Source organism: Wenjunlia tyrosinilytica, from assembly GCF_014646055.1.
In the GTDB taxonomy this organism is placed as follows: domain Bacteria; phylum Actinomycetota; class Actinomycetes; order Streptomycetales; family Streptomycetaceae; genus Wenjunlia; species Wenjunlia tyrosinilytica.
Map to the genome: position 1 here is coordinate 42,388 of NZ_BMMS01000023.1, position 23,909 is coordinate 66,296.

At 72.5% G+C, this 23,909-nt stretch carries 21 protein-coding genes; 2 read left to right on the forward strand and 19 right to left on the reverse strand.

The features are described from left to right. Positions 1 to 28 precede the first annotated feature (28 nt). Positions 29 to 1,147 (forward strand): extracellular solute-binding protein, encoded by a 1,119-nt coding sequence (locus IEY86_RS24375; RefSeq protein ID WP_265805438.1) that lies wholly within the window; start codon positions 29 to 31, stop codon positions 1,145 to 1,147. Between the two features lies 1 nt (position 1,148). Beyond that, positions 1,149 to 2,843 (forward strand): enoyl-CoA hydratase-related protein, encoded by a 1,695-nt coding sequence (locus IEY86_RS24380; RefSeq protein ID WP_189133980.1) that lies wholly within the window; start codon positions 1,149 to 1,151, stop codon positions 2,841 to 2,843. 343 nt (positions 2,844 to 3,186) lie between these two features. On the opposite strand, the gene IEY86_RS24385 is transcribed toward IEY86_RS24380, so the two are convergent. The 19 genes from IEY86_RS24385 to IEY86_RS24470 form a co-directional block, all read right to left on the reverse strand. Continuing rightward, positions 3,187 to 4,593, reverse strand: coding sequence for an eCIS core domain-containing protein (locus IEY86_RS24385; protein WP_189133981.1), 1,407 nt, complete (start codon positions 4,591 to 4,593; stop codon positions 3,187 to 3,189). Between the two features lie 11 nt (positions 4,594 to 4,604). After that, a complete protein-coding gene (locus tag IEY86_RS24390) occupies positions 4,605 to 5,807 on the reverse strand; it encodes an eCIS core domain-containing protein (protein WP_189133982.1) in 1,203 nt (400 codons plus the stop codon). Positions 5,808 to 5,895: 88 nt separating this feature from the next. Beyond that, on the reverse strand, positions 5,896 to 6,876 hold the full coding sequence (locus IEY86_RS24395; protein ID WP_189133983.1) for a hypothetical protein: 981 nt from the start codon (positions 6,874 to 6,876) through the stop codon (positions 5,896 to 5,898). Between the two features lie 58 nt (positions 6,877 to 6,934). Then, positions 6,935 to 7,831 carry a hypothetical protein gene (locus IEY86_RS24400; RefSeq protein ID WP_189133984.1) on the reverse strand — a complete coding sequence of 299 codons (897 nt, stop codon included), beginning with the start codon at positions 7,829 to 7,831 and terminating at the stop codon, positions 6,935 to 6,937. 30 nt (positions 7,832 to 7,861) lie between these two features. Beyond that, positions 7,862 to 10,021 (reverse strand): phage tail protein, encoded by a 2,160-nt coding sequence (locus tag IEY86_RS24405; RefSeq protein WP_189133985.1) that lies wholly within the window; start codon positions 10,019 to 10,021, stop codon positions 7,862 to 7,864. Positions 10,022 to 10,058: 37 nt separating this feature from the next. Further along, positions 10,059 to 11,069, reverse strand: coding sequence for a hypothetical protein (locus IEY86_RS24410; RefSeq protein ID WP_189133986.1), 1,011 nt, complete (start codon positions 11,067 to 11,069; stop codon positions 10,059 to 10,061). Then, positions 11,066 to 12,079 carry a hypothetical protein gene (locus IEY86_RS24415; protein ID WP_189133987.1) on the reverse strand — a complete coding sequence of 338 codons (1,014 nt, stop codon included), beginning with the start codon at positions 12,077 to 12,079 and terminating at the stop codon, positions 11,066 to 11,068. The genes IEY86_RS24410 and IEY86_RS24415 overlap by 4 nt, the downstream gene beginning before the upstream one ends. Before the next feature lies 1 nt (position 12,080). Further along, positions 12,081 to 14,342 (reverse strand): putative baseplate assembly protein, encoded by a 2,262-nt coding sequence (locus IEY86_RS24420; protein WP_189133988.1) that lies wholly within the window; start codon positions 14,340 to 14,342, stop codon positions 12,081 to 12,083. 14 nt (positions 14,343 to 14,356) lie between these two features. Continuing rightward, positions 14,357 to 17,527 (reverse strand): putative baseplate assembly protein, encoded by a 3,171-nt coding sequence (locus tag IEY86_RS24425; RefSeq protein WP_189133989.1) that lies wholly within the window; start codon positions 17,525 to 17,527, stop codon positions 14,357 to 14,359. Beyond that, positions 17,524 to 17,952 carry a GPW/gp25 family protein gene (locus IEY86_RS24430; RefSeq protein ID WP_189133990.1) on the reverse strand — a complete coding sequence of 143 codons (429 nt, stop codon included), beginning with the start codon at positions 17,950 to 17,952 and terminating at the stop codon, positions 17,524 to 17,526. Before IEY86_RS24430 ends, IEY86_RS24425 begins: the two co-directional genes overlap by 4 nt. 3 nt (positions 17,953 to 17,955) lie before the next feature. Further along, entirely contained in the window at positions 17,956 to 18,237 is a 282-nt protein-coding gene (locus tag IEY86_RS24435) for a PAAR domain-containing protein (RefSeq protein WP_189133991.1), read from the reverse strand. 23 nt (positions 18,238 to 18,260) lie between these two features. Then, entirely contained in the window at positions 18,261 to 18,926 is a 666-nt protein-coding gene (locus IEY86_RS24440) for a phage baseplate assembly protein V (RefSeq protein WP_189133992.1), read from the reverse strand. 29 nt (positions 18,927 to 18,955) lie between these two features. Then, the gene (locus tag IEY86_RS24445; RefSeq protein ID WP_189133993.1) at positions 18,956 to 20,173 is read right to left on the reverse strand and encodes a phage late control D family protein; all 1,218 of its coding nucleotides are present in this window, start codon (positions 20,171 to 20,173) and stop codon (positions 18,956 to 18,958) included. Between the two features lies 1 nt (position 20,174). Further along, positions 20,175 to 20,840, reverse strand: a complete 666-nt coding sequence (locus IEY86_RS24450) for a CIS tube protein (protein WP_189133994.1) — start codon at positions 20,838 to 20,840, stop codon at positions 20,175 to 20,177. Between the two features lie 42 nt (positions 20,841 to 20,882). Next, positions 20,883 to 21,605, reverse strand: coding sequence for a hypothetical protein (locus IEY86_RS24455; protein ID WP_189133995.1), 723 nt, complete (start codon positions 21,603 to 21,605; stop codon positions 20,883 to 20,885). A gap of 113 nt (positions 21,606 to 21,718) precedes the next feature. Then, positions 21,719 to 21,850: a DUF6760 family protein gene (locus IEY86_RS37605; protein WP_265805441.1), complete on the reverse strand. Its 132-nt coding sequence runs from the start codon at positions 21,848 to 21,850 to the stop codon at positions 21,719 to 21,721. A 29-nt stretch (positions 21,851 to 21,879) separates the two neighbouring features. Further along, positions 21,880 to 22,245 carry a phage tail assembly protein gene (locus IEY86_RS24460; protein ID WP_189133996.1) on the reverse strand — a complete coding sequence of 122 codons (366 nt, stop codon included), beginning with the start codon at positions 22,243 to 22,245 and terminating at the stop codon, positions 21,880 to 21,882. A gap of 2 nt (positions 22,246 to 22,247) precedes the next feature. Next, positions 22,248 to 22,682: a phage tail protein gene (locus tag IEY86_RS24465; protein WP_189133997.1), complete on the reverse strand. Its 435-nt coding sequence runs from the start codon at positions 22,680 to 22,682 to the stop codon at positions 22,248 to 22,250. A gap of 24 nt (positions 22,683 to 22,706) precedes the next feature. Further along, on the reverse strand, positions 22,707 to 23,873 hold the full coding sequence (locus IEY86_RS24470; RefSeq protein ID WP_189133998.1) for a phage tail sheath subtilisin-like domain-containing protein: 1,167 nt from the start codon (positions 23,871 to 23,873) through the stop codon (positions 22,707 to 22,709). Positions 23,874 to 23,909: the final 36 nt, after the last annotated feature.

Below are 23,909 nucleotides of genomic sequence, written 5' to 3' on the forward strand. Positions count from 1 at the left end.
CTGGGACCATGCGCGCTGCGTCCAGCCCATGAAGGCTGCCGCGGCACGGTACGCGGCGGAACACGGTGTACTGGTGACCTGGGACACACGACCGCTCGCGGCATTCAACGATCAGCCGCTGAGCGAGCTGCCGGACCGCTACGACCTGGTCTTCATCGACCATCCGACCGTCGCGGCGACCGCGCTCAGCGGTCGGCTGACCGCCTTGGACACCATCCTGCACCCCCAGGTACTCGCTGACGTGGCATCCGATTCCGTGGGGGGGAGCCAGGACACCTATGTCTGGGACCGGCACACCTGGGCCATCGGCGTGGACGCCGCCTGCCAGGTCGCCGCCCACCGCCGCGACCTGCTCGAACGGCTGGGCCGGGCGGTCCCGCGCACCTGGTCGCACGTGGTCGACCTGGCCGGGCGGCATCCGGGGGCCGTCGCGATGCCGCTGTACCCGAGCGACGCGTTGTGCAGCCTGCTGTCACTGTCCGCCCAGTACGATCCCGCGTCGCTCCCGGGCTCGCCCTCGTGGCCGCACCCGGAGGCCCTGGCGCTGCTGTGCCGCATCGCGCGGGCGGTCGACACCGCCTGCTTCGAGCTCAACCCGCCGCAGTTGCTGGACCGCATGGCCGAAGGCGACACCATCGCCTTCGCGCCCCTCGTCTTCGGGTACACCAACCGCTCCCGCCCCGGCGCCCCAGGACACCGCCTGCACTTCAGCGATCTGCCCTCGCCGACCGGGCGGCCCGGCGGCGCGCTGCTCGGGGGCGCCGGCATCGCCGTCCCCTCCACGAGCGCGCATCCGGCCGAGGCCGCGCACTTCGCCGCATGGTGCGCCCGCACCGACGTCCAGCGGGACATCGTCGTTGCGAACGGCGGCCAGCCCGCGAGCCGCGCCGTCTGGGAGGACCCGGCTTCGGATGCCGCGGTCGGGGGGTTCTTCCGCTCGACACTGAAGAGCATGGCGACGGCCCGGGTCCGCCCGCGGGATCCCTGGTGGCCCGATTACGCGCTCAAGGCGTCAGTGGAGCTGCACCGGCTGCTCGCGGCGAGGACCGGGCCGGCCGTCATCGGGGCGGCCATGAACCGCATGCTCGAAGAGTTCGGACCCACTCGTGGCGGAACGTCCGCCGGCGCCTCAGTCCTGGAGCCGTGACATGGACCTCCCGACCCGTCCCCAGCCCCTGCTCCGGCGGATCCACGAGCACCTGGTGGAGACCCGTCATGGCCATGTGACCGTGCTCCGCGTGGACCGGCCCGCCGCCCTCGGCGCCCTGTCCCGCTCCATGCTGGTGGCCCTGCACGAGTACTTCGCGGTGCTGCGGGACGACCAGCAGACCCGGGTGCTGATGCTCACCGGGACCGGGCGCGGGTTCATCGCCGGAGCCGACATAGGCGAGTACCACAACACCACGCAGTCGGCGTTCGACGTCTACCAGCGCCTCGGCCGGGAAACCTTCGACGCCCTGGCGGCGCTGCCGCAGGTCACCGTCGCCGCGGTCAACGGCTACGCCCTGGGCGGCGGCTTCGAGGTGGCGCTGTGCTGCGACCTGATCATCGCCGCCGATGTCGCCAAGTTCGGGCTTCCGGAAATCTCGCTCGGGCTGCTGCCCGGTGGCGGCGGCACGCAGCGGCTGGCCCGCGCGGTGGGCGCGCGCTTGGCGAAGGAGGCGGTGCTGACGGGACGGAAGTTCCCGGCGCAGGAACTGGCACGGCACGGCCTGGTGATGGCTGTGCATCCGGCCGACGAGCTCTATGAACGGGCCCTGGACCGCGCGCTCGATCTCGCCGACCAGGCACCGATCGCCCTGCGCGCGGCGAAGCGCCTCATGGACGACGGCATCGAGATGCCGCTCCCGGTCGCCCTCACCGCCGAGCAGCAGGTGCTCTCCGGACTCTTCGCCACCGACGACGCGAAGGAGGGGATCGCCGCCTTCGTCGACAAGCGCGCCCCCCGATTCACCGGTGGGCCGACAGCGCCGTCCAGGGGGCTTCTGCCGCGAGAGGCGGTGAGCGTGCTGGTGGACGGCATGCTCACGGAGCCTCGGCTCGACCACCCCGAAGCAGTGGCGGTCCACCCCGTCGACGGCTCGGTGTGGTGCGGCGGCGAGCGAGGGCAGATCTACCGGATCGACCCCGACGGCGGGCCGGTCGAGCTCAGGGCCGAGACCGGGGGTTTCTGCCTGGGACTGGCCTTCGACGGCCCCGACCGGCTCTACTTCTGCGACCGCGGGCACGCCGCCGTCTTCCGCCTCGACATCCCGACGGGCGCCCTGGCCGAGGTGTCGCGAGGAGTCGGGGAACACCGGTTCCTCGTCCCGAACTACCCCGTCGTCGACGCGGAGGGACGCGTGTACGTCAGCGACAGCGGTGTGGTCGACGAGCCGGGGCCCGGTGTCGTACGGCTCGATCCCGACGGCACGGGAGAGCTGTGGCACGCCGGTCCGTTCAACTTCGCCAACGGTATGGCGTTCTCACCCGACCAGCGCACCCTGTACCTCGTGGAGACCTGGCGCAACGCCGTCGTCGCCATCAGCATCGGTGCGGACGGGCATCCGGCGGGTACGGAGGATGTCGCGGTCCTTCCCGGAGTGCTCCCCGACGGACTCACGGTCGCCCCCGACGGGACGATCTACCTCGCCTGCTACGAGCCGAGCCAGATCCTGAAGATCGATCCGGGCAGCGGAGCCGTCCAGGTGCTGTTCCACGACGAGACCGCTCATCTGCTCTGCCACCCCACCGACGTAGCGCTGCGGGGCTGCGAGCTCATCGCCGCCAACCCCGGAAGGTGGCACCTGACCCGGCTGGACCTGGGATCCTGCCGAGCGGGAGCCCGGACAGCGCCTCCATGATCTGTCGGTGCGACGTCGGCGCCGCGATGCCGGTGCCGGCCGTTGCGGTTGAAGCCATGTCGTCTTTCGCAGTCCTTTGCGGATGGGCGACGGGGTGTTCGCAGTGATGATGCGTCAGGGGTCTGATGACGCGTCAGGGGTTTTCACTGGGCCCTACGTTGTCCGTGGGTTGGACGGGCCGTCGCAAGGTCCAGAGATCCACAGGCACCGGGTGTCGTCCAGTCGCGCGCGGTCAGGGCTTGACAGGTTTCCAGTGGGTGCCCACCGGACTCGTCCGCGAACAGCAGAGTCGGGGAACTTGCCCCGCACTCTCCGATGCTGCCCGTCGCCGCTCTCGCGCCGGTCACTTCTTGGGAGCGGCCCGTTTCGCCGGCTGCTTTTTGACGGGCTGGGTCCACGGCACGGTCGGCGCCTTGCCGCCCACGACGATGATCGTCTTGCCGGTCCGGGAGTTCTGGTTGACCCTCTTCGCGTATTCCTTGTCGGCGGCCGAGGCCCCCACGCGGACACAACCGTGCGAGAGGGGGCGGCCCTTGATGACCGGCTGGCTGTTGTGGATGCCGATGCCACGGCCCGCCACGAACTCGACGTACCAGGCCATGGCGTCGCCCTTCTGGTTCTTGTGGCCCTCACCGCCCTTGGAGCCGACCACGAAGGAGCCGGTCGGTGTGCAGTTCTGCTCTTTCTGCGTCTTGCAGGGGTCCTCGGTGGTGTTCGGCAGCCCTTTGCCGCTGGAGATCGCGCGAGGGCCTTCGGCTGCGCCGTCGCTCCAAGTCAGCGTCATTTCCTGGCTGGTCAGGTCGATGTCGATCTTGGTGATCCATCGGGCGGAGGCCGGAGGCGGGGCGGGAGCCTTGCGCGCCGGCGGTGACTGCGGGGGCTCGCCCGGAGCCGTCTCCAACCGCAGTTCGGGTTCGAGTAGAGCGGTTTCCCCGAGTTCGGGGGCGGGTGGGCCCGACGTCGGCATGTCTCCGTCATGGACCTCGGAGGGGTCGAGGTCCGCGGCCATGACCTCGGCGCCGTGCTCCGTCTCCTCCTCGCGGCGCAGGACTCGGGAGCCGGGCGCGGCGCTCGGCGCAACGGCCCCGGCGTCCGGGGGACCTCCCGTGTCCAGTACCGAGCGGGCTGCCTCGTCGGCGCTCCGCTCGGCCCGGTCGTCGGCCTTGCCGACCTCCGTGGGGGAGGTGCTCGCGGCGCCGCGCTGCTGGACGACGTGGGCGAGCTCGTGGGCCAGCAGACGGCGCCCGTCCGCGGAGGCCGGGGCATAGGCGCCAGAGGCGAAGACGATGTGGGAACCGGAGGTGTAGGCCCGCGCCGCCACCGCCTTCGCCGAGGCGGCCGCCTGCGCTCCGGTGTGCACCCGCACGTGCCCGAAGTCGTGTCCGAAGCGGGGTTCGAACGTGGCCCGGGTCGCCGGATCGAGGGGCCGGCCCGGGGCGCTCAGCGTCTCGTGAACGGAGGAGGGCACCCCGGCGGGCGCCGCGTCGCCGCCGGCCGCCTGCCGCTGGACGTGGGGCGAGGTGCCCTGGCAGGCGCAGCTCCCGTCGTCCTTGCCGTCACCGGTGGCGCACCGCCGGATCACCTGGGCCTGCCCGCCGTCGAGCATCCGCAGCACCGCCTGATTGCCGTGGGATTCCTGGAGGCGCAGCACTGGGTGGCGGGTGACCGGCCGGCCCTGCGGCGAACTCCGCTGCACGGCCGGCTCGGCGGCCGGCCCCTGGTGCACCGGGTGAGGGGAGAGACGCGACATGGTGTTCCCTTCTACGGCGCGGTGAACGTGGCGGAGTCCTTGCCGCCGCTGGCCTTGTTCACGAGGTCCTTGATGTGGTCGATGACGTCGCCGACGTGTTTGGCGGTGTTCGCCCGCAGGTCGTGCAGGAGGACGACGATGTTCTTGGACGCGGTCCAGGACTTCCAGCCGCGTTTGTGCACATCCGCCATGTCCTTCGCGACGTTCTTCTTCAGGTCGGCGAGGGATTTTGCGTTCACGTCCGCGTCGATGTCCCAGAGCAGATTCGTCAGGCCGACCCTGGCGTAGGTCGCCCGCACAGCCTTGTTGGAAGCGCCATAGGGCGGTCGCACCAGCGTGGGCTCGCTGCCGGTCGCCTTCTTGATCGCGGCCTTGCCCGCCCGCAGTTCTCCCTCCAGGCGGCCGGCCGCCTCCGCGACGGGGTGGGATTCGTGGTCCCTGGTTCCCCCGGTGTGAATGCCGACCGAGTGGCCTTCAGCCTGCATCCTGGCGACGAGTGCCTGGCCGACGGAGTGCGCCATGCGGTCCTTGACGCCGGTCTGAACGAAGAACCCGGCCTTGATGCCACGGCCCTTGAGCGTGTCGAGGATGTTCTCGGTCCGGTTCTCTCCCGTGCCGAGAGCCGCGGTGTGGGGGCCGTCGTCGAACGTGAGCGAGAAGGTACGGGACGCCCGCATCACCTGCTGGGGCGCACGCATCGGAGCAGGCACCGGCTGGGCGAGTGCGGCGGAGTGGGCCATCGAGTCCGCCTGGTGCTCGGCGGCGCCCACGTCACCGGGCACGGGCCCCGTCGCCGGGGAGTGCTCCTGCTGGGCGACGTGCGCGAGTTCGTGGGCGAGCAGACCGCGGCCGTGCGGCGTCGCCGGAAGGTAGCGGCCGGTTCCGAAGACGATGTCGCTGCCTACCGTGAAGGCCTGAGCGTCAACGGCCCGGGCCGCCGACGCGGCCGCGGCGCCGGTGTGCACGCGGATCTGTCGGAAGGAGCGGCCGAACCGCTGTTCCATCAGCAGGCGGGTGCCGGGGTCGAGTGGCCGCCCCGGGCCGCGCAGTGCCGTCGTCGCCTCCGCCGGAAGACCTTCCTGGCCCGCCCGCCGCGCGATGTGGCGCAGCGCCGCCTGGTTGCCGACGGGCAGCGCGTCCGGCCGCCGGCCAACTGCCCGCGCACGGTCGGGGGTTCCCGCACTCGCCCGCGAGATCCTGCTGTAGGCACGCATCGCATCCTCCGTATCGGGCCGGCTCCGGGGAGCTGTCCGCCCGTGCACCGTCGTTGAAACGCCGTATGTACCGTGTTCCCCCGCAGGGTCAGGTGCTCTCCTCGGAGGCACCTCGTACTCGCGTTCGGCCGGAGGCGCGTCGCTTCGCCGTCGTGGCGGCCCGCCCGCCGCCGTCGCCCGCCGGGCGTGTGCCCTTCGCGGCCTGGTGCGCGCTGCCCTCCGTCGCCTTCGCCGTCTCCGCACCGCCCTGCGGTGGGCGGTCCGCGTCCGAGCTGCCGCACCGGCGCCAGTCGTCGCGGGTGGAGGAGACGATGCGCCGGCACGAGCAGTTGTCGATCCTGGTGACCGTCCCGTCGGCGTCCACCGTGACCTCGGCGAGGACCACCCACGCGCTGTCCGGGCACGGCGGGCAGAAGGGATTGCCCTCCTCGCCCTGCCGCGCCTCGCCGTCGGGCCGGTGGGAGCCGGGGCAGTGGTCGAGGACTCCGAACTCGAATCCGTCGCGGAACCGGGAGTACTCGCAGCTCACGTCGGAGCAGCCGCACCCCGCCGGCTGGGCCGGCACCGGTCGCACCTGGCCCTGCCGGTACCGGACGGCGATGTACAGTGGCCCCTCCGGCTCGTTGACGTAGACTTCGCCGCACCGCGGGTCCGCCGGCTCACCGGCGGACCCGTTGCGCAGAGAGACCTCGCAGACGGCATCGATCACGATCTCGTCACCGTACGGACCGAGGACGTATCCCGGCTGCACCCGCACCAGCCACGGCTCGGTGACGGTCTGTGCCCCGTTCCCGACCGCCCCGCCGGCCTGGGGCTGCTCTGCGACCGGGACCACGCACACGAGCGCGCCGCAGACAACGCCCCAGCCGTGCAGATGGACGTTGTGCCTGCGCATCCGGTCGCGGAAGTAGTCGGCCTCCAACGTCAGGTCGTCAGGGGTGATCAGTTGCCGGGGAAAGTACCGGGGGCGTTCCAGGGTCCCGGCGGAAGGGCCGGAACCGCCCGGTACGGCCTGTCCGGCGTGGCCCTGCCCGCAGCAGGTCGATTCCCGGGTGGTGGCCGGTTGCATGAGCTTCTCCTTGCAGATGAAGAGGTGAGTGCCGCGCACACGGCGCCTTCGGCTTGGGCTACCGCCGCCAGTCGCTGCCCGGCTGCTCCTCCTCGACGGTCCGGGTGAGCATGTCGAACAGGAGGGGGTTGCCGAAGACGACCGGGCGGATCTCGATGTCGATGTGCGCGATGGAGCTGTCGCTGCCGCCGCACTCGAGGCTCACGTTGGCCAGCGGGACGCACGGGTTGCGGGGCGGGTCCGGGCACGTGCGAGTCACCCAGCGTGCGAGCGCCCCGTAATCGATCTCCCCCTGCCGGAGGATGTCCGGGAACCGGCAGCTGACGTCGACCGGTTCGGCGCATCCGGGTTCGAACCCGATCCGGTACTGCTCACGGATCGCACCGGGGGCGCACGGAGCCGTGGTGGAGCAGTCCCCGGCCAGCACGGCCACCGGGTCGCTCTCGCACTCCTGATAACACAGTGTCACAGTGACCCAGGGGCCGTCCTCACACGTGCGGTCGTGCCGTCGCGGGGAACGGCGGCGAGCTTCGCCGGCGGAGGAGCCTTCGCGCTCCGCAGGCTGCCGGTCATCGCGCTGGTCGCGCTCGGCGGCCGCGGAGGCGCCGTTCGCGTCGTCGAGGTCACCGCAGATCCGTTCGAGCAGCGCGTCCGGAATGGTGACGGGCGCGCTGGTGGCGGGGACGATGATCTCGCGTCCCCATCCGTCGATCGCCATGCCGGAGGTGACCTCGACGGTGAGCGGATCGTCGCCGCGCAGGACGTCGAGCCCGCAGATCACCCCACTGCCGGTGACCAGCCGGTTCAGCATGCGCCGCATGCCGATGCCGTACGCCGTCTCCAGCTCGAACTGGTAGACGTCCATCATCTTGCCGTGGAAGAAGCGGTTTCTCCGTGGCGTGGCCAGCCCGCCGGGCCGGTCCGTACGGGCCGGTGTCTGTCGTGTTCGGTTCATGGCTCCTCCAGTCGTGCCGCGGGCGCTGTGCTAGTCCTGGACCGACGCCGAACCCAGCAGCGTGGTCATCCCGATCCGAGCGCGTTCCCCCACCTGTCCCGGCGGCCGGCCGCCGAGCACGAGGCCGTCGCCGAGCACCGCGTTCCCGTCGAGGCGGGCCGGGGCCGGCTCGCCGCCGACGACGGCGTCGACCCCGATCCTCGCCTGGCTTCCCATCGCGAACCGCGGCTCGACCGGGCAGATCACGTACTCGGTGTGCGCGGGCTTCTCCCGGTCGAGGAAGGCCGCCACGGCCCGCAGCCGTTCCTCGCGGGAGGCCGCCCCGCCGTAGACGCGGACGGTGAAGCGGTGGGCGACCGTCTCGAACAGCGGAGCCCCGAACTCGTCGCCCCCGATGAGGTGCGAACCGTCCACGACGGCCGTCGATCCGAGCACCGCGCCCTGCGGCTGCGCGGCAGCGAGCACGGTGGTCACCCCGAGCACCGAGGTGTCGCGCTGGGCCTGCGGTGCCGCCGCGTCGTCGGCGAGCGCCCACCACGCGGCCTGGACGACCGGCTCCTCGATCCAGGCGTCGACTCCCGTGACGTTCCGCAGTGCGGCCCGCAGGCCGGCCGGCGTGCCGCGGGCGGCCGACTCGGGGTAGGCCCGCGCGATCGCGTCGCGCAGCTGCGCCTGACTCCAGCAGGGGGACGCCCGGAGCCCTGCCCAGCTGGCGAGCCGGTCGAGGGACGCGGCCGGCGCGCCGGCCGGGTCGAGCAGCCTGCTCAGGTCGGCCGTCTGGCCCTCCACCTCCGCGAACAGGCTCTCGACGAGGGCCAGGTAGCGCGGCAGGAAGTCACTGGCGCCGTGGTCGTGCCGGTAGAGGGCGGGCAGATGGTCCAGGTAGGTGGGTTGGTCGAACTCCAACCGGATCTGATCGACCGCGGCCGATGCCGTGCCCTCGCCGCCGAGCCGCAGTCCCACCCAGGCGAGCTTCGCCTCCGGCCGGTCGATCAGGAACTCACCCAGGTCCGGTGGCCCGGAGCACCAGCTCGGCGCCGGGAACGGGTCCTCCCCCGCCTCGTCGACCGGCGGCGCGGCCGCAGGGTCGTCCGTGGTGTGGACGGAGAACCGTACGTGGGCGTCCTTCGGCAGGCCCGTGATCGCGGCTCGCAGCCGATGCCACACCTTGGACGTGTTGGTGAACCCGCCGAAGGGCCCGCCCCAGGCGAAGCCCTGTCGTACGAAGGCGCCTTCCAGCGTGAGGCGCACCGGCGGCCCCGACCCGCCGGGATGGGCGAGCAGGCCGCCGCGCTGATCCAGCGCGAGGGCGGCGACCGGTCCCGTGTACCCCGGGGCGGCCCCCACCAGCGTCCCGTCGCGCCGCAGCCGCACCACCCGGCCGCCCGCCCCGCTGTTGTCGCCGACGTAGACCGCCTCACCGGTGACCGCGAGGCCGAGCGTCGCGCCGGTCACGGCGAGGGCGCGCTCCTCGCACAGCCGCCCGGACAGGTCGGTGACGACGAGGACCTTGCGGCCCGCGTCGAGGACGCAGACGCGCTCGCCGCCGGGGTCGGCCACCACGGCGACGGCCACCGGGTCGGCCAGAGCCGTCCCGCCGGACAGCGTCCGCCAGAAGCCGGGCACGGGCCGACCGCCGGAGGTGAACCGCTGCACCCGGCGGTTGCCGCGGTCGATGACGTACACATGTCCGGAGCGGTCCGCGGCGAGTGCCGACGGCGTGTCGAACCGGCCCGGCCCGGTGCCCGGCCGGCCCCAGACGCCGATCAGCTGGAAGGTCGCCAGGTCGAAGACCTGCAACCGGTGGTTGCCGGTGTCGGCGACGAGCAGCGCGCGCCGGCCGGGGTGGACGAGCAGACCGCGCGGGTCGCGCAGCCGGGTGGGGTCGCCGCCCGGGCCGCCGAGGCAGGCCACCGGTCCTGTCCGGCCGTCACAGCCGTCGGCCCGTACGACTCTCTGCCGTCCGAGGTCGGTGGAGTAGACGGAGCCGTCGTCAGCACAGGCCAGGCCGGCAGGTCCGTCCGGGGCCGGCAGACCGGCGAGCCCGGACGGCAGCGCCCCGTCCGGCGCCGGCAGCCGGGACAGCCGCAGGCTGCCGTCCACGATGTCCAGCCCGCGCAGCGTGAAGTCCGGCCAGGTGTTGTCCCGGTTGGTGTAGAGGAACCCGTCCGAGGGGGAAGTGGTGTTCATCGGCCCCGGCTCACCCCGCTCCCGCTGACCGCCGTCCTCATCCCTCGACGCCCATCCAGCCGACCTGCCACTCCGTCACCAAGTCCGCCGGCTCCGGGGGCCGGGGGTCCTTCACATCGCCCGATGGGGTGGGCTCCACCCGGTCCTGCTCGAAGGCCAGGACCAGTACCTGGGCGGTGAACCCCGTGGCTGTGGGGTCCACGATGCTGAGCAGGCCGTCGAGTACCACGCGCGGCTCACCGTCCCCGGCGGGGATCCCGATGATCCGGGGACCGTCGATGCGCCCGAAGTAGCCGGGCGTCGTCAGGAATCCACCGCTGCGGGTGTCGACGGGGGCCTGCAGACCCCCGGCAAGCCGGTAGGTGCCGCGCACCGGCAGGGCGAGCTTCCCGGCGTCGGGAAGGTTCCCGTCCTCCCACGGGTCCCACGGCTCCCAGACCGTCGGCTGCTGGACGCCGCACGCGATGTAGGGCCGGGTCGGCGGCCGGGCGTTGCGACGCTGGGCGATGCTGAGGTCCTTGTCGAGCCGGCACCCGCGCACGGCGATCTCCGCGAGGATCAGGCTGCGCCCGCTCACGATCGCGGCCCGATCCTGGGCCGGGCTGCCGTCCGGGTTGAGGGGGACCCAGGAGAAGACGGGCTCCTCGCGCAGCCGCACGGCCCCCCGGGTGTCGCAGATACCCTCCCGCAGTTCCACCTCCTCCAGCTCCGCGTCGTCCGGGTAGCGCACGGTCAGCACATAGCGCTGGGGCTTGCCTTCGGCGTCACCCGCCACCGGAGGCGTCTGGATCGTGCGGGACGTGGTCAGCACGATCTCGCGCCCGAGGTCGTCGATGGCGTACCCGGGTTCGACGCCGGCCTCCTTGTCCCCTTTCCTGCCGCTGACGGCGAACCCGTTGCCGATGCCCGGCTGGTGCAGGCTCTGGTTGTGCAGCCGGCGCATCTCGTGGTTGAACGCCTCGATGCCCTGCAGGTCGGAGGCGAAGAGACGCTGCCCGTCGAAGAAGCGTTGGCGCTCGACCGAGCGCGTCGCGTCGATGAAACTCATGCCGGTCGCCGTTTCTGTCGCAGGTGGGCGGAGGAGGTGTCGTCGCCGAAACCCTGAATGCCGGTCCAGGTCACAGCGAGGGCGATGGTGCGCCCCGGGGCGCGCAGGGCGCTGTCGACGTCCGGCCGCGGCCCGCGGGCCGCGGCGCGCGCTGGGCCGGGCAGGTCCTCCCGGCCCGCCGGCCGAAGCCCCGGGACCGAGAACAGCCACGGCATCAGCAGCCGGTAGGCGAAGCGGTCCTTGTCTGCCTCGCCCACATGTCCGAACGGGAACAGCAGGGGCACGGGGAACTCCGGCATCCACAGTGATCCGCTGATCTGGGCGAAGTAGCAGGGGGTGGCGGTGAAGCCCGCCGCCGAGGTGTCGATCTCCACCTGGATGCCCAGATACGCCGACTCGCCGTCGAGCACCTCGGTCCACGGCTTCCAGGCGGTCTGGCCGGGAATGGTCGCCCCGTGGCCGATCCGCGGGCGGGCGAGCGGGCGCACCCGCGGTGGCCGGAACCGCGTCTGCGGGTCGTCGGTGGCCAGCGGCACCCCGGAGCGGACGGCGGAGCTGGAGCGCGGCAGCCAGCGCAGGACGACGTCGTGATCGGGGACCCGGCCGTCGCGGAGGTATCCGCCGAGCAGCGGCGCGCAGGCGGGGGCTGAGGTCTCCTCACGGGCCACCACGAGAAGGAGCGGACCGTCGTGGGGCACCTCGATCCGGCGGTGCTCGCGCAGGATCAGCTCCCGTCCTGACCGGTCGTAGGCCAGTCCCGGACCGACGCGGGCGGTGCGTGCCCCGCTGTCGCTCGTGGTGATGGCGACGTCCATCCCCGCGACGACCCCGTACGCGCTGTGCAGGGCGCGGTTGTGCGCCCAGCGGACCTGGTCGTCCAGCCGGGCCTGGTCGGCGAGATCCCGCCGGGCGAGCGCCTCGCCGCGGCCGTGCCGCAGGCGCTGCGGGTCGGCCGGTGTCCAGGCGGTGTTCGCCCCGGAGGCGTCCGCCCGTGGAGTGTCGGTGGACATGTCACCCCACCTCGATCCGGTGCGGGCCGGGGGCCACAAGGCCGGCCGGTCCGACGCAGAGGTCCCCGCAGCTGGGGGCGGAGTCATCGGCCACCAGCTCAAGGGCGAGGACATGGGCGACGCCTGGCACCTCGTCGATGACCGCGAGGACCTCCGAGCGGTACACGTCGCGCCCGAAAGGCCAGCCAGCGGCGTCAGAGCCACCGGTGAGCGGGTCGAAGAAGCGGTCGAGGGCGGCGGCCACCGCGGGCGCCAGGTCGGTCGGCCGGGCATCGGCGCGGGGCGCGACGGTGGCCCGGACGGTGACGGTCACATAGACGGGGCCGGTGACCTCCACCCTGGTGCCGAGCACCCGCCGCCGGTCGAGGCAACGGGCGACGGCCTCCCGCATTCCCGGGCTCGGCGCGGGGCGGTCGGCCGGGAGATACGGGACGACCAGCACCGTTACGACGCCCGGCGCGGTCAGGCACGGAAAACCGGGATGGTGGTTGACTCGGGCCTGCGCACGGGCCGTCCGGACTCCCGGTGTCCGCAGGGCGAGCGCGGCATGGTCGTCGGCCGTGACAGCGCGGGCCGGCTGCTCATGGGCCTGCCGGGCGCGCGCCATGGCGGACTCCACCGTCTCCGCCGCGCTCCCTTCCGCTGCCGGTACGACGTTGGCGACTCCGGCGAGTTCGGCGAGCAGGACCGTCAGGTCGGGAACGGCCGCGCGGTTGTGGGGTGAGCCGGCCACCCGGTCCACGGCCCCGGCGGGCAGATTGCCCCCGTCGGCGCGGGTCAGATCCGCGGTGGTCAGCAGCGTCGCACCGGCCGGGGCGACCCGGCCGCGTTCCCCGTCGCCGAGGAGGACGGTGCCCGCCGCCGCGTCCGGTACGGCGTGCGCGTCGGCCCGTGACGAGGCGTCGAAGTCGGCCCGCAGCGCCCATGGACGCCAGACGCCGTTCTCCAGACTGGACAGGCGCAGGCTCTCGGCCACGACGGGCGCGCCGGGAATCCCGACGCGCTGCAGTGGTCCGCCGGTGCCGCGCTGCGCCGCCGCCGCCTCGACGGTGAGCGTGCGGCCCCCCGGATCGTAGGACAGGACCCGGACCGCGGCGGGGTCGCCCGCGGGGGAGCGGAACCCCAGGCGGTCGACCGCGCCGCGCGCGTCGATCCGCAGGTCCAGGACGGCCGGGCCGCCCGGGGCCGGGGGAGTGCCGGTCACCGGCGCGCCGGGTGTGATCGGCAGCGTCAGGACCGCCGGGACGGCCTGGACCGCGGCCACGGCGTTGAACGCCAGACCGCGCAGGACGGGAGCGGCGTCGTAGGCGCCGCACCTCAGCCGGACCCGCAGCCACGCCAGCGGGCCGTGGCGGTCCTCCAGCGCACGCGGCGCGGGCGGCGCCGGAAGGGTGACGATCACCCGGCCGTCCAGGGTGAGGGCCCTGGTGTCGTCCTCGACGCCGCCGTGCGGGTCGAGCGGGGTCCAGCCCCGCGGGCCGGTCAGCACCTCCCAGACCAGCTCGGCGCAGTGGTGCACGAGGCGTTCCGCGAGGTGTTCGTCGTCGGCGGGGCCGGATCCGGAAGCGGGAGCGGGACCGCACTCGGCGGCCTGCCACGGCGGAGTGCGGTCCGCGCGGGCGGCGCGCGCCTCGTCGGCGATCCGTTCGCGCTCCTCAGTGCCGGACCGGCCGTCGGGGTCGGCCGGGGCGAAGCCCAGGCTGACGGCGGACCCGGCCGGCCACGGTGACGGCAGGTCGAAGCCGAGGTAGAGCGCCGCACCCGGCCGCGGATCCGCGCCGAACGGCTGCACGGGCTCACCGCGCTGCCAGGCGGTGGTCAGGTCGGTCAGGTCGTCGAGCCCCGTTCCGGTCAGCACCGCCGCCAGCCGTCCCGGCTGGACCGTCAGTCCGTGCGAGGAGCGGAAGCGTACCGGCACGCCGAAGTGGTCGCGGCCCTCGAACTCCAATCCGGTCGGCAAGACCCTGGCCGGTGCACCGGGCGCCAGACGCACGTCGAGCAGAGTCCGGGCCGGTCGTGGCGCACGCGGTGCGACCCCGGCGAGCGCCAGCAGCTTGCGGCGGTGGCGGTCGGTGATCTGGTTGACCGTGTAGAGATCGAGTTCCGCGATCCACGCGAACAGCTCCATCAGGGTGATGCCCGGATCGTGGGCGTTGTGATCCGTCCACGTCGGCGCGTAGCAGGGAATCAGGGCCCGTCCCTCGTCGACGAGTTCCTGCCAGCGGCGGTCGTCCAGATTGGGCAGCGGCAGCCCGGTCGCCATGGTGCGCTCTCCTCTCATGCCTGCTGTTCCGAACGGCCGGGGGCCGGCCCCAGCCGAAGCTCCCCGGCGACCACCGTCCGGTGCGGCGCGATGTCGATCCGTTCGCCGCCGGTCCGCCCCTGCGTCGAGACGGCCAGCCGTTCCACGTGGTCGATGCCGTCGACCCGCTCCAGGACGGCGGCGACGTCGGACAGGAACACGGAGCGGCCCGGCTCCCAGCCGGCGCCCTCGGGCCCGCCGTACAGGGGGTGGAGCAGCCGGGCCAGGGCGGCTCGCGCACGCTGTTCCACAGGTCCCGCCTCCGCCGGGTCGCGCGGCACGATCGTGGCGTCCACATCGACCGGGACATACGCCGGCCCGATCACCTCGAGGCGCCGCAACCCCGCCGGAGCGGCGGCGGCCCGCGCCTCCACATACCGGCGGACGCTCTCGCGCAGGCCGAACGACGGCCACGGACGCGGGTCGGCGCTCGCCGGGATGATGACCACCGTCACATACCCGGGACGCCGCCGCCCGTCGGCCGAGCGGGTCGGCAGCGCCCGCGCGACCGCGACGGCCGCAGACGCCTCCCGGGCGAGGGCCTCCAGGTCGGCAGCCGACACCGCGCGGCCCCTGTGCCGCAGCGTCGCCGGGCCGCGGGCCCGCAGCGCGTCCAGGGTCTCCGCGTCGGCGCCGCCTTCCGCCGGCATCGGGTTGGCGACCGACTCGACGCCGCCGAAGGCGCCCTGGAGCTGCGAGACGGCACCGGCCGCGACGTTGCCCGTGCTGCCGCCGCCCGTCTGGTAGCGACGGGCGAGCACGGCGGCTCCGGCGGGCGGGATCCTGCCCCGTGTACCGTCGCCGAACTGCAGCCGTCCGCTGGTGCGCTCCAGCACGTACACCCGGTCGCTCGGGCCCGAGCGCAGCAGGTGGTCGCGGGCCTCCCAGCGGACCCACACCTCGGTCACCTGCTTGTTGCGGTCGCGGCGCAGCCGGAGGGGGCCGTACTCCACGTCGCTCGCGCCGGACTCCCTTCCGAGCAGCGCCTCGATGTCGCGGACGGTCCGCCGGTCCCCGGCGAACAGCTCCAGGGCGACGACGCGCCACTCGGCGGCCGCGCGCGGGCCGGCGAACTCGCGGACCTCGACCTGCTGTCCCGGCAGGACCGGTACCTGACGGAACGCGAGGACCTGGTCCGGCACGCCGGTGCCCGCCCCGACCGGATCATCGGTCACCGTCTGGTGCTGGACCGCCCAGGTGGCGTTGGGGAAGACACCGCGGATGGACGGCGCGCCCGGTGGGCCGTCCTCCTTCAGCCGCACCCGAAGCCAGGACCGGGCGGTGCCGAAACGGGCCACGGGTCGGCTGTCCTGCGGGCCGGTCAGTCCGACGATTCCGGGCAGCCGCAGCCGACGGGTCTCGTCGTCGACCGTCAGGGCGCGCCAGGTCCCGCCGTCCCAGTACTCCCACAGCTGGGCCGGCCCCAGCGTCTCGGCCGGGTTCTCCTCGATGCCGAAGAAGATGCCGATCCGGTCGGCCGGAAGCGGCTTGTCGAATCCCAGGTACAGCGCGGGCGTGGTGTCGGCCGGCGGCGTGAAGGGCCGGAACACCCGGCCCGGCCAGACGGCTTCCTCGGTGTGCTCCGCGTACCGGAACTCGTTGCAGGTGAGCACCCGTTCGGGCGCGAACGGACCGAACGTCCAGGAATAGCCCAGCCTGAACACCGACAGGGCCGGGGGCCGGCTGACCACATAGGTGAAGGTGTTGGTGACGGGGTCCTGCTGCGCGGAGTCGGTCCAGCTGACCGTCTTCTTGAATCCGAAGCCGCCGCTGACCAGCCGTACGCGCATCCACCGCGCTTCGATGCCGGCGACGGTCGTCTCCGCCATGTCGTGCGGAACGGTGAGCGTGACGCTGCCGAAGCCCGGCGGGTCCGGGTCGAGGTCGACGGGGCTGCCGGTGAAGCCCGGAACGGCCGTCCAGGCGCGGCCGTCCCAGTACTCCCAGGCGACCTGGTGGGTGAGCGGCTCGTCGTCCGCGGCCCGTACCTCGTCCTGAGGGGTCGGTGTGCGGACGTAGCAGACCCGCACCTCGGCGCCGGGCTTGGTGAAGACCTCCGCGGAGGAGAAGTAGAAGACCGCGCCCGGTTGGGGCTGCAGGCCGAACGGATAGAACGGGACGGACACGTCGGCCTCGGCGTCGTCGGCGACCGCAGTGTCGGGCGGGAAGCCCCCGTCGATGGCCGGCGTCCCGTCGTCGACGGGCACGGCCTGGCCGATACGGCGGGTGATGACCGTGGACAGGCGGATCTGCTCCACCTCCGGAAGCAGCTGGGCCGGGTCCGGCAGGAGCGGTTCGACCAGCCGGGCGCGCACCCAGTAGTTCTCGATGCCGTCGACAGCGGTCTTCCTGGTCTGCGCGCATTCGGTCTCCAGACGGACGGTGCCGGTCCGCTGGAAGCGCGCTGTGCTGTCCTGCTGCGCCGCTGCGCAGACGTCGCCCGCCGCGGCGGTGCTCCCGAACGGCCGCCAGACATCGCCGTCCCAGAACTCCCAGGCCGCGTCGAGCGGTTCCGAGGCACCCTGACCGAGTTCGAACTCGACCGCGAGCCGGCTCTCGCCGGAGAGCGCGAGCAGGGTCGGATGGGCCAGGTAGAGGTGGTGCGGCAGATCCCGCAGGTCCGGCGGGTTCCAGGGCCGGAAGGGCTGCCCGGCGGTGAGCGCCGGCATGTGGTCGATGGCCTGGTCCCGGCCCGGCCACAGGCTGCGCAGCTCGACCAGCCGCCCCGACGCCAGCCCGGTCGCACGCTCGGTCTCGAACCACACCGGGCCCGGCGGGGTGGTGGGCGGGCCGTCGGAGGGCCCCAGCGGGTCCGGCGCCTTGGCCGCGAGCCGGGTACCCGCCGGCACCCGGAGGTCGTCGGCGGTGGCCGAGAGGGTGAAGACGACCGGGGCGCGGGCGGCCTGGGCCGGGATCAGCCGGACGCCGAGCAGATCGAGCAGCGCGAGGTGGTGCTTGTCGGGCGCCTGGTCGAGCCGTGCGGCGATCGAGGCCAGGTAGCGGGCCAGCACCTCGGCGAGGGCGATGTCCGGGCCGCTCGCCCCCGGCTGCCATTCCGGCACATAGCCGGAACGGCGGGCGAGCAGTGCCGCGACGAAGGCGGCGGCGTCGCGGGGGCCGGCGTCGGGGCGGAGGGACGGGATCACTGCGGCGTCCCCTCCTCCAGGTAGAAGGGGTACACGAGGTTGTGGACCCCGTTGGTGGCCCGCACCCGGTACTGGACCTCGATGTCCAGCCGGTTGCGCTGCTCCGGGTCGGCGCAGGTCACGACGACGTCCAGGATGTCGATGCGCGGTTCCCAGTCGACGAGCGCGTCGTGGACCCGGGTCCTGACCCGCGTCATCGTCGTCGGGCTGACCGGTTCGAAGACGAAGCGGTCCAGGCCGGCGCCGAAGTCCGGACGCATCGCCCGCTCACCGGGGTTGGTGCCGAGCACGATCCGGATCGCCTGGTGGACGTCCTCCTCGTAGGTGGCCGTCGCCACGGAGCCGTCGGGCCGCACCCCGACAGGGAAGCTCCAGCCCGAGCCGAGGAATGCCCTGGGGTCGGGGGCGGCCTGCCGCGTGACCATCGCTCACCCCCCGATCTGGACGGTGGGCAGGCCGGCCACGATCGGCGCGCCGCACCCGGTCAGGTCTCCCATCCTGGCCGCGCCCCGTCCGGAGATCAGTACGGTGAGGCTCGCCCCGACGATCGGGCTCGGCGGATGGGGCCCGGCCAGTGGCGGCATGGCGCAGGTGTGCGTGTCGCCCAGGACGGCCGCGGGCATGCCGCCGATGAGCACGGTGGGCACGCCCGGTCCGGCGACGACGCCCGGGTGGCCGGTGGGGTCGAGTACGCGTGCGGCAGGTGGCATGGTCGGTCTCTCCCGTCGGGGGTTCAGTTGATCTTCACGAGCGGGGCGGTCACATTGCAGACCCCGGCGGACTTCAGCGTGGTGGTGGCCGCACCGTTGATCTCGACCGTCGCGCCCTTCAGCGAGATCCGGGGGGCTTCGAGCGCGATGCTGGCGGCGGCGGTGATGGTCACGCCCTGGGTGGCGTTGTTCAGGCTGATCGAGACGGTGCCGGCGAGGTTGGTCAGTTCGATCGTGGCCGGGTTCATCGTGATCTTCTGTTGGGTGGACGTCGTGATGGTGATCGACTGCGCCAGGTCGTCCATCTCGATCTCGTGGCCGGCGCCGGCCGTCAGACCGCTGCGGATGATCCGCTTGGCGAGCGCGGTGACCGGGTCGCCGACCGGCACCCTGTCGCGGTCGTTCCACAGCCCTCCGACCACGAAGGCGTCACGGGGGTCGTCTCCGGCGAGGGCGACCAGTACCTCGTCGTCGATGCGGGGCACATAGAAGAAGCCCGCTCCGTTGCCCGCGCCGGCGGCCGCGAGACGCGCCCACACCTCCTGGTCCAGCGATGGGACACGGACCAGGATCTTGCCTTCCAGCAGCAGGTCCACGTTGTTGGTGACGGTGCCCGCGGCGATGCTGACACCGGGTTTGCGTCCGAGGTCCTCCCACGCGGTACCCCACTCGAGCAGAGACACGTTCATCGCTCCTTCAGTCGGCGGGAGTTCTGCGCTCAACCGATGCGCCGGCCGTTCACGCGGGCCGGCCCGTCGGCCCCCTTCGGGGTGGGTATCGAGCCGAACCAGACCTCTTTGCGCACGTCGAAGGAGGTCCTGAACCCGCCGCCGTCGATGGTGTGCGTGGCGCTGGTGACGCGGTACAGACCGCTGAACTCGTCGCCGAGACCCCGCAGATCGATGACGCGCCCGGCCTTGACCGCGAGGTTGCCCACTGTGCTGCCGCTCCCGGTCAGCCGGTTGTTGAGCCGGGGGAGCAGCTCGCTGAAGAGCTTCCTGGGCACCATGTCCGGGCCGACGGCCTCCACCTTGAGCAGCGAGCGGGCCCTCGCCGCGCCGACCACGCTCTCGACGTCCCCGAGACCGGGGAAGATCTGGAGGTCGAAGGCGGCGCGGTCGTAGTCCCAGCCGAGGATGACGACGAGTTCGGCCTTGATACTGGGCAGCCACACCCGGGTCTGGACGCCGAGAACCTGCCCCACGCTGGTCAGCCGCGGGGTGAAGTCGGCCAGTGACTGGCCCCAGGCCAGGCTGAGACCTGGGGTGTAGTCCTGGACCAGGAACTGGAAGCGCAGCACCGACCCCTGCGGCTCCAGCGTGTGGTCGATGTACATCTCCCAGCCGTTCTCCCGGGCGATGCGGCCGAGGAAGTCGAAGTCGCTCTCGGACTGCTGGAGGCGCACCCCCCGCTTCGCCTCGACCGGGCTCACCGCGTAGGCCACCGCGAGCGTGAAGAAGGACAGCGCCGCTCCGACCGGGTCGTTGAGCGGGATCAGCAGGTTGGACGCCGACACCAGCGAGGTGACCAGCGGGTCCGGCAGCGGGAAGTGCCCGATCGCCGGGACGTTCAGCATGAAGCTCCGGTCCTTGGTGCCGGTGGTGAGCCGTTGCAGGAAGTCGTGCGCGACGACGGTCAGCGTCGGCATGCCGCCGTTGGGGAACGACGCGTTGACACCGGTGATCTCGCCGACGAAGACCCGCTCCAGCGGGTCGGGCGCGTACCCCAGCGCGAGGGTGAAGGGCCGGTCGATGCGCAGCAGCGGATGGTCGAGCCAGCGCAGGTTCTCGTTGGCGATCGAGACCTCGACGCGGTCGGCGCCCTGCATACCGTCGGTGTAGGTGATACGGCTCACGCAGCCGCGCAGCGCCGCCGGGATCGGCCGGCCGTCGATCTCGACCCGGAACTCGGGGGCGTAGGCGGGGAACCGGGCCATGTCAGCTCACGACCTCGCCCGTCTCCGGGCTGTGGAAGGGAAGCGCGGGGATGCGCAGTGCCTGCCCGGCGGCGAGGGCCCGGGGGTCGCCCAGCGCGTTGGCGAGCGCGATCGCGCGCCACAGCCGCGGATCGTCGTAGTACCGGGCCGAGATCCCGCTGAGGGTCTCGCCGTCCACGACCGCGTGGAACTTCGAGAAGTCGGCCGTCTGGCGGCCCACCTCCTTGGCCTCCCGCTCGGGGTCGATGAACCGGTTGAAGGTGACCGAGACACGTGCCCGGACGGGTCGGCCGTCGTCGGCGAACATCTGGTACTTCTGGTTGGCCCTGGCCAGGACGCAGCGGAAGTCGAGGCTTCCCCACCGCACCCGTAGCACGGGCGGCGCGTGCAGGTCCTTGTCGATCTCCAGCAGCCGTACGACCCGGCCGGTGAGATCCCGGACGTCCTGCTTCACCGGGCTGCCGGTGTCCCAGGTGTCGAACATCAGCTCCATCTCGAGGGTCTGCATGTTGCCGTTGGCGAACTGGAGGATCGGACCCGACAGCCCGGGGACGGCCTGAGAGGCGAAGGAGTTGTCCTGGTTGAGCGTGTACTCCTCCGGGTTGAACGGCACGGAGATGACTTCTCCCGTGTGTTCAACGGTCACCTGGAGCTTGGCGAGTGCCATCAGCGTCTCCGTCGGGGGATGCGAGGGGCCGGGACATGCGGGTTAGAACACGCGCCCGAACCGCTCCCGTTGCGCGGTCAGTCGGTCGTCGAGCCGGGTCACGATCCGATCGGTGAGGCGCTCCAGATCGGCCTGCGCGGGATCCGGGCCGCCGCGGGCCGCTGCCGCCGCCCCAGGGGGATACCCGGGCGGGGCCGACAGCCGCGCGACGACCGGCGGTTGCTGCCCGACCGGGGTCGCGGCGGCACCGAGCCGTCCGTGGACCACTCCCTGGCGGCGGGCGTCCCGTTCCACCCGACGGTGGCTGCCCACGACCCGGGTGACCAGCTCGGTGATCACCCGCCGCAGCGCCATGTCGGCCGAGGCCGCCCCACCGCTTGCGGGCACCGCGGTGCGACGGCCGAGCACGACCCGTCCCGTCGGGCCCGCAGGACCGGCGGGCCCGGCCGACCCGACCGGAGCCGCGCCGGGCGCCCGCTCGTACCCCGGGAGGCCGACGGACGCCGTCAGCCGCCGGAGAGGTACCGGTGCCCGATGCCCGGTCGGCCACCGCACGGGGGCCTGCGGTGGAGCGCCGACGCGGTGGCCGCAGGCCGACCTGGACACCGGCACCACGTCGACCGCCGACCGCACCAGGGCCGGATGGGAGCGGGCAGGCCATGGACGCGCGACCACCGCCGCCGGGGAGCGCTGCCCCCACGGGGTCAGGAACGTCATGCCCGCCGCCCTGCGTGACCGCTCCGCCCTGATGCGGTCACTGCTCATCCCGCGCGCCCAGGCACACCAGCGGTTCGGCCCGGTTCGGGTCCCGGGCGGACCTTTCCGCCGGCCGCGCACAGCCCGCAGCACCGGGTGCGCCCCGTCGGCGTGGTTCGGCGTCACGTCGCTGTCCCTTCGTTGACGCGTTGGTTGATGACCGAGATTTCCGACACCCAGCGGCGGCGGTCGGCGTGCTCCAGATTCATGACCGACTCGGGGGGCCAGTGGAAGTGATAAGCGATGAAAGCCACCTCCTCGTACAGCGCCTTGAGGGGGTAGCTCAGGATCCCCCCGCGGCGTTCACCGCCGCCGGGAACTGGTGCTCGCACCGCGGGCAGGACGTCTCCATGGCCGCGGCGCCGTGCTGGTTCGTGTGGTTGTAGAGCTCCTGGAGGTAGGCGAGGTCGGCGGCGTAAAGCCCCTCGACCACCTTCGGGTTGATCTGCGAGAGCGAGCCGAGGGAGGTCAGGACCCGCGACAGGATGATGACGATCAGATACGCCTCGTTCTGCTGGACTCTCGGGTCGCGCAGTGGATGGATCTCGTCCGCGGCGGTGGCCAGCCGCATGGTTCCCTTCCTGTGCAGGGTCCCGTCCTCGTCGGCGTACCCCAGGGGAAGAACGAAGTCGACCTCGGTCTGGAACATGCTCAGGCCCTTTCGACCCGCTCGTGGGCCAGTTCGAGGGTTTCGATGGCGACCTCCGTGCCCTTGGCGCTGAAGTCCGCGCCGTCCCACTTGGTCGGCCAGGCGTCGAAGAAGTTCCAGCGCACCACCTCCTGGCCGGCGAGGTCGTTGAGGATGATGCTGCCGTTGCGCCGCACCACCACGCCCTTGGTGACGTCGCGGTACCAGTCGTACAGTTCACGCGAGTCGGTGAGCCCCCACTTCAGCGTGATGTTCGGGTACTTGGTCTGGCCGGGCAGCTTGCGGTTGGCCGTGTTGTCGCCGCCCTCCCGGTACTCGACCGGGTCGGTGCTGGCTCCGAAGCCGGAGACGTCGGTGAAACCGGCCTGGGTGATCCCGTCGAGCTCGACGAGGAAGTTGAAGTTGCGGTACGGATCCACGCGTGAGCCGGTGGCCATGGGTATCTCCTCGCGGGTGGGAAGCTACGTGGTGGGAATCTCGGGGAACTGGGCGATCCGGAAGATCACGAACTCCGCCGGCTTGACCGGGGCCACCCCGATCTCGGTGATCACTTGCCCGACCTCGCGGGTCTCCGGCGGATTGGTGGACTCGTCGCACTTCACATAGAAGGCCTGCTCGGGCTGGGTACCGAAGAGGGCGCCGTCGCGCCACACCCTGGTCAGGAAGGCGGTGACCGACCGGTTGATCTTCTGCCAGAGCGGATTGCTGTTGGGTTCGAAGACGGCGAACTGGGTGCCCTCGTCGATCGACTCGCGCAGGAAGTTCATCAGCCGGCGGACGTTGATGTAGGGGATCTTCGTCGGGTCCGGGCTGCCCAGGGTGCGGGCGCCCCAGACCCGGATCGCGCCGTTGAGGGAGCGGATCACGTTGATCCCCTGGAGGTTCACATTGCTCTGCTCGGCCTTGGACGTCTGGTAGGCCAGACCCAGCGCGCCGCGCACGGTCTCGTTGGCGGGCGCCTTGTGGACGCCTCGCGCGGTGTCGACCCGGGCGTAGAGGCCGGCCATCAGGCCGCTCGGCGGGATCGCGATCACGGCCTTGCTGTCGGGGTCGAAGACCTTGACGAACGGGAAGTAGATGGCCGCGTAGTCGCTGGTGCCGGCGGCCGTGCCCTCCAGGCCGCCCTTGATGTCCGCGGCGGTCACCGTGGTGACCTCCTGACCGTCGAGGATGGCGAACCTGTCCTGCAGGTTGACGTCCTCGCAGTGGTTGATCAGGGCGGTCTGCACCGCGGCGTTGAGCGCCCCGGGCGCCGCGACGATCGCCACCTCGTCGATCGCCGCGAACCTGTCCAGCACGTCCTGGACCTCACCGGCGTCGTCGAGGTCCGCCACCCGGGCCACCCAGCACACCGACCCGCCGTTGCTGAAGAACCCGTGGACCGAGTGGGCCAGAACGAGGTTCCCCGGGTCGAAATCCCCGAAGGCCCGCTTGAACTGGTCGAAGTCCGTGATCAGTTGGGGCTCTCCGGCCGGTGCCAGCGGGTACGGCGACCCGTCGGGCCGGGACGGCATCCTCGCCCCGGTCGAGACCCCGACGAGGCCGGCCGTGCTGGTGCCGACTCCGGTGATCGCCGGGGTGACGGGCACCTCTTCCACATAGACACCGGGTGCCTGGTAGTTGGGCATCGGGGCTCCTTTCGGCGCGACTGCGCCCCGGGCCGC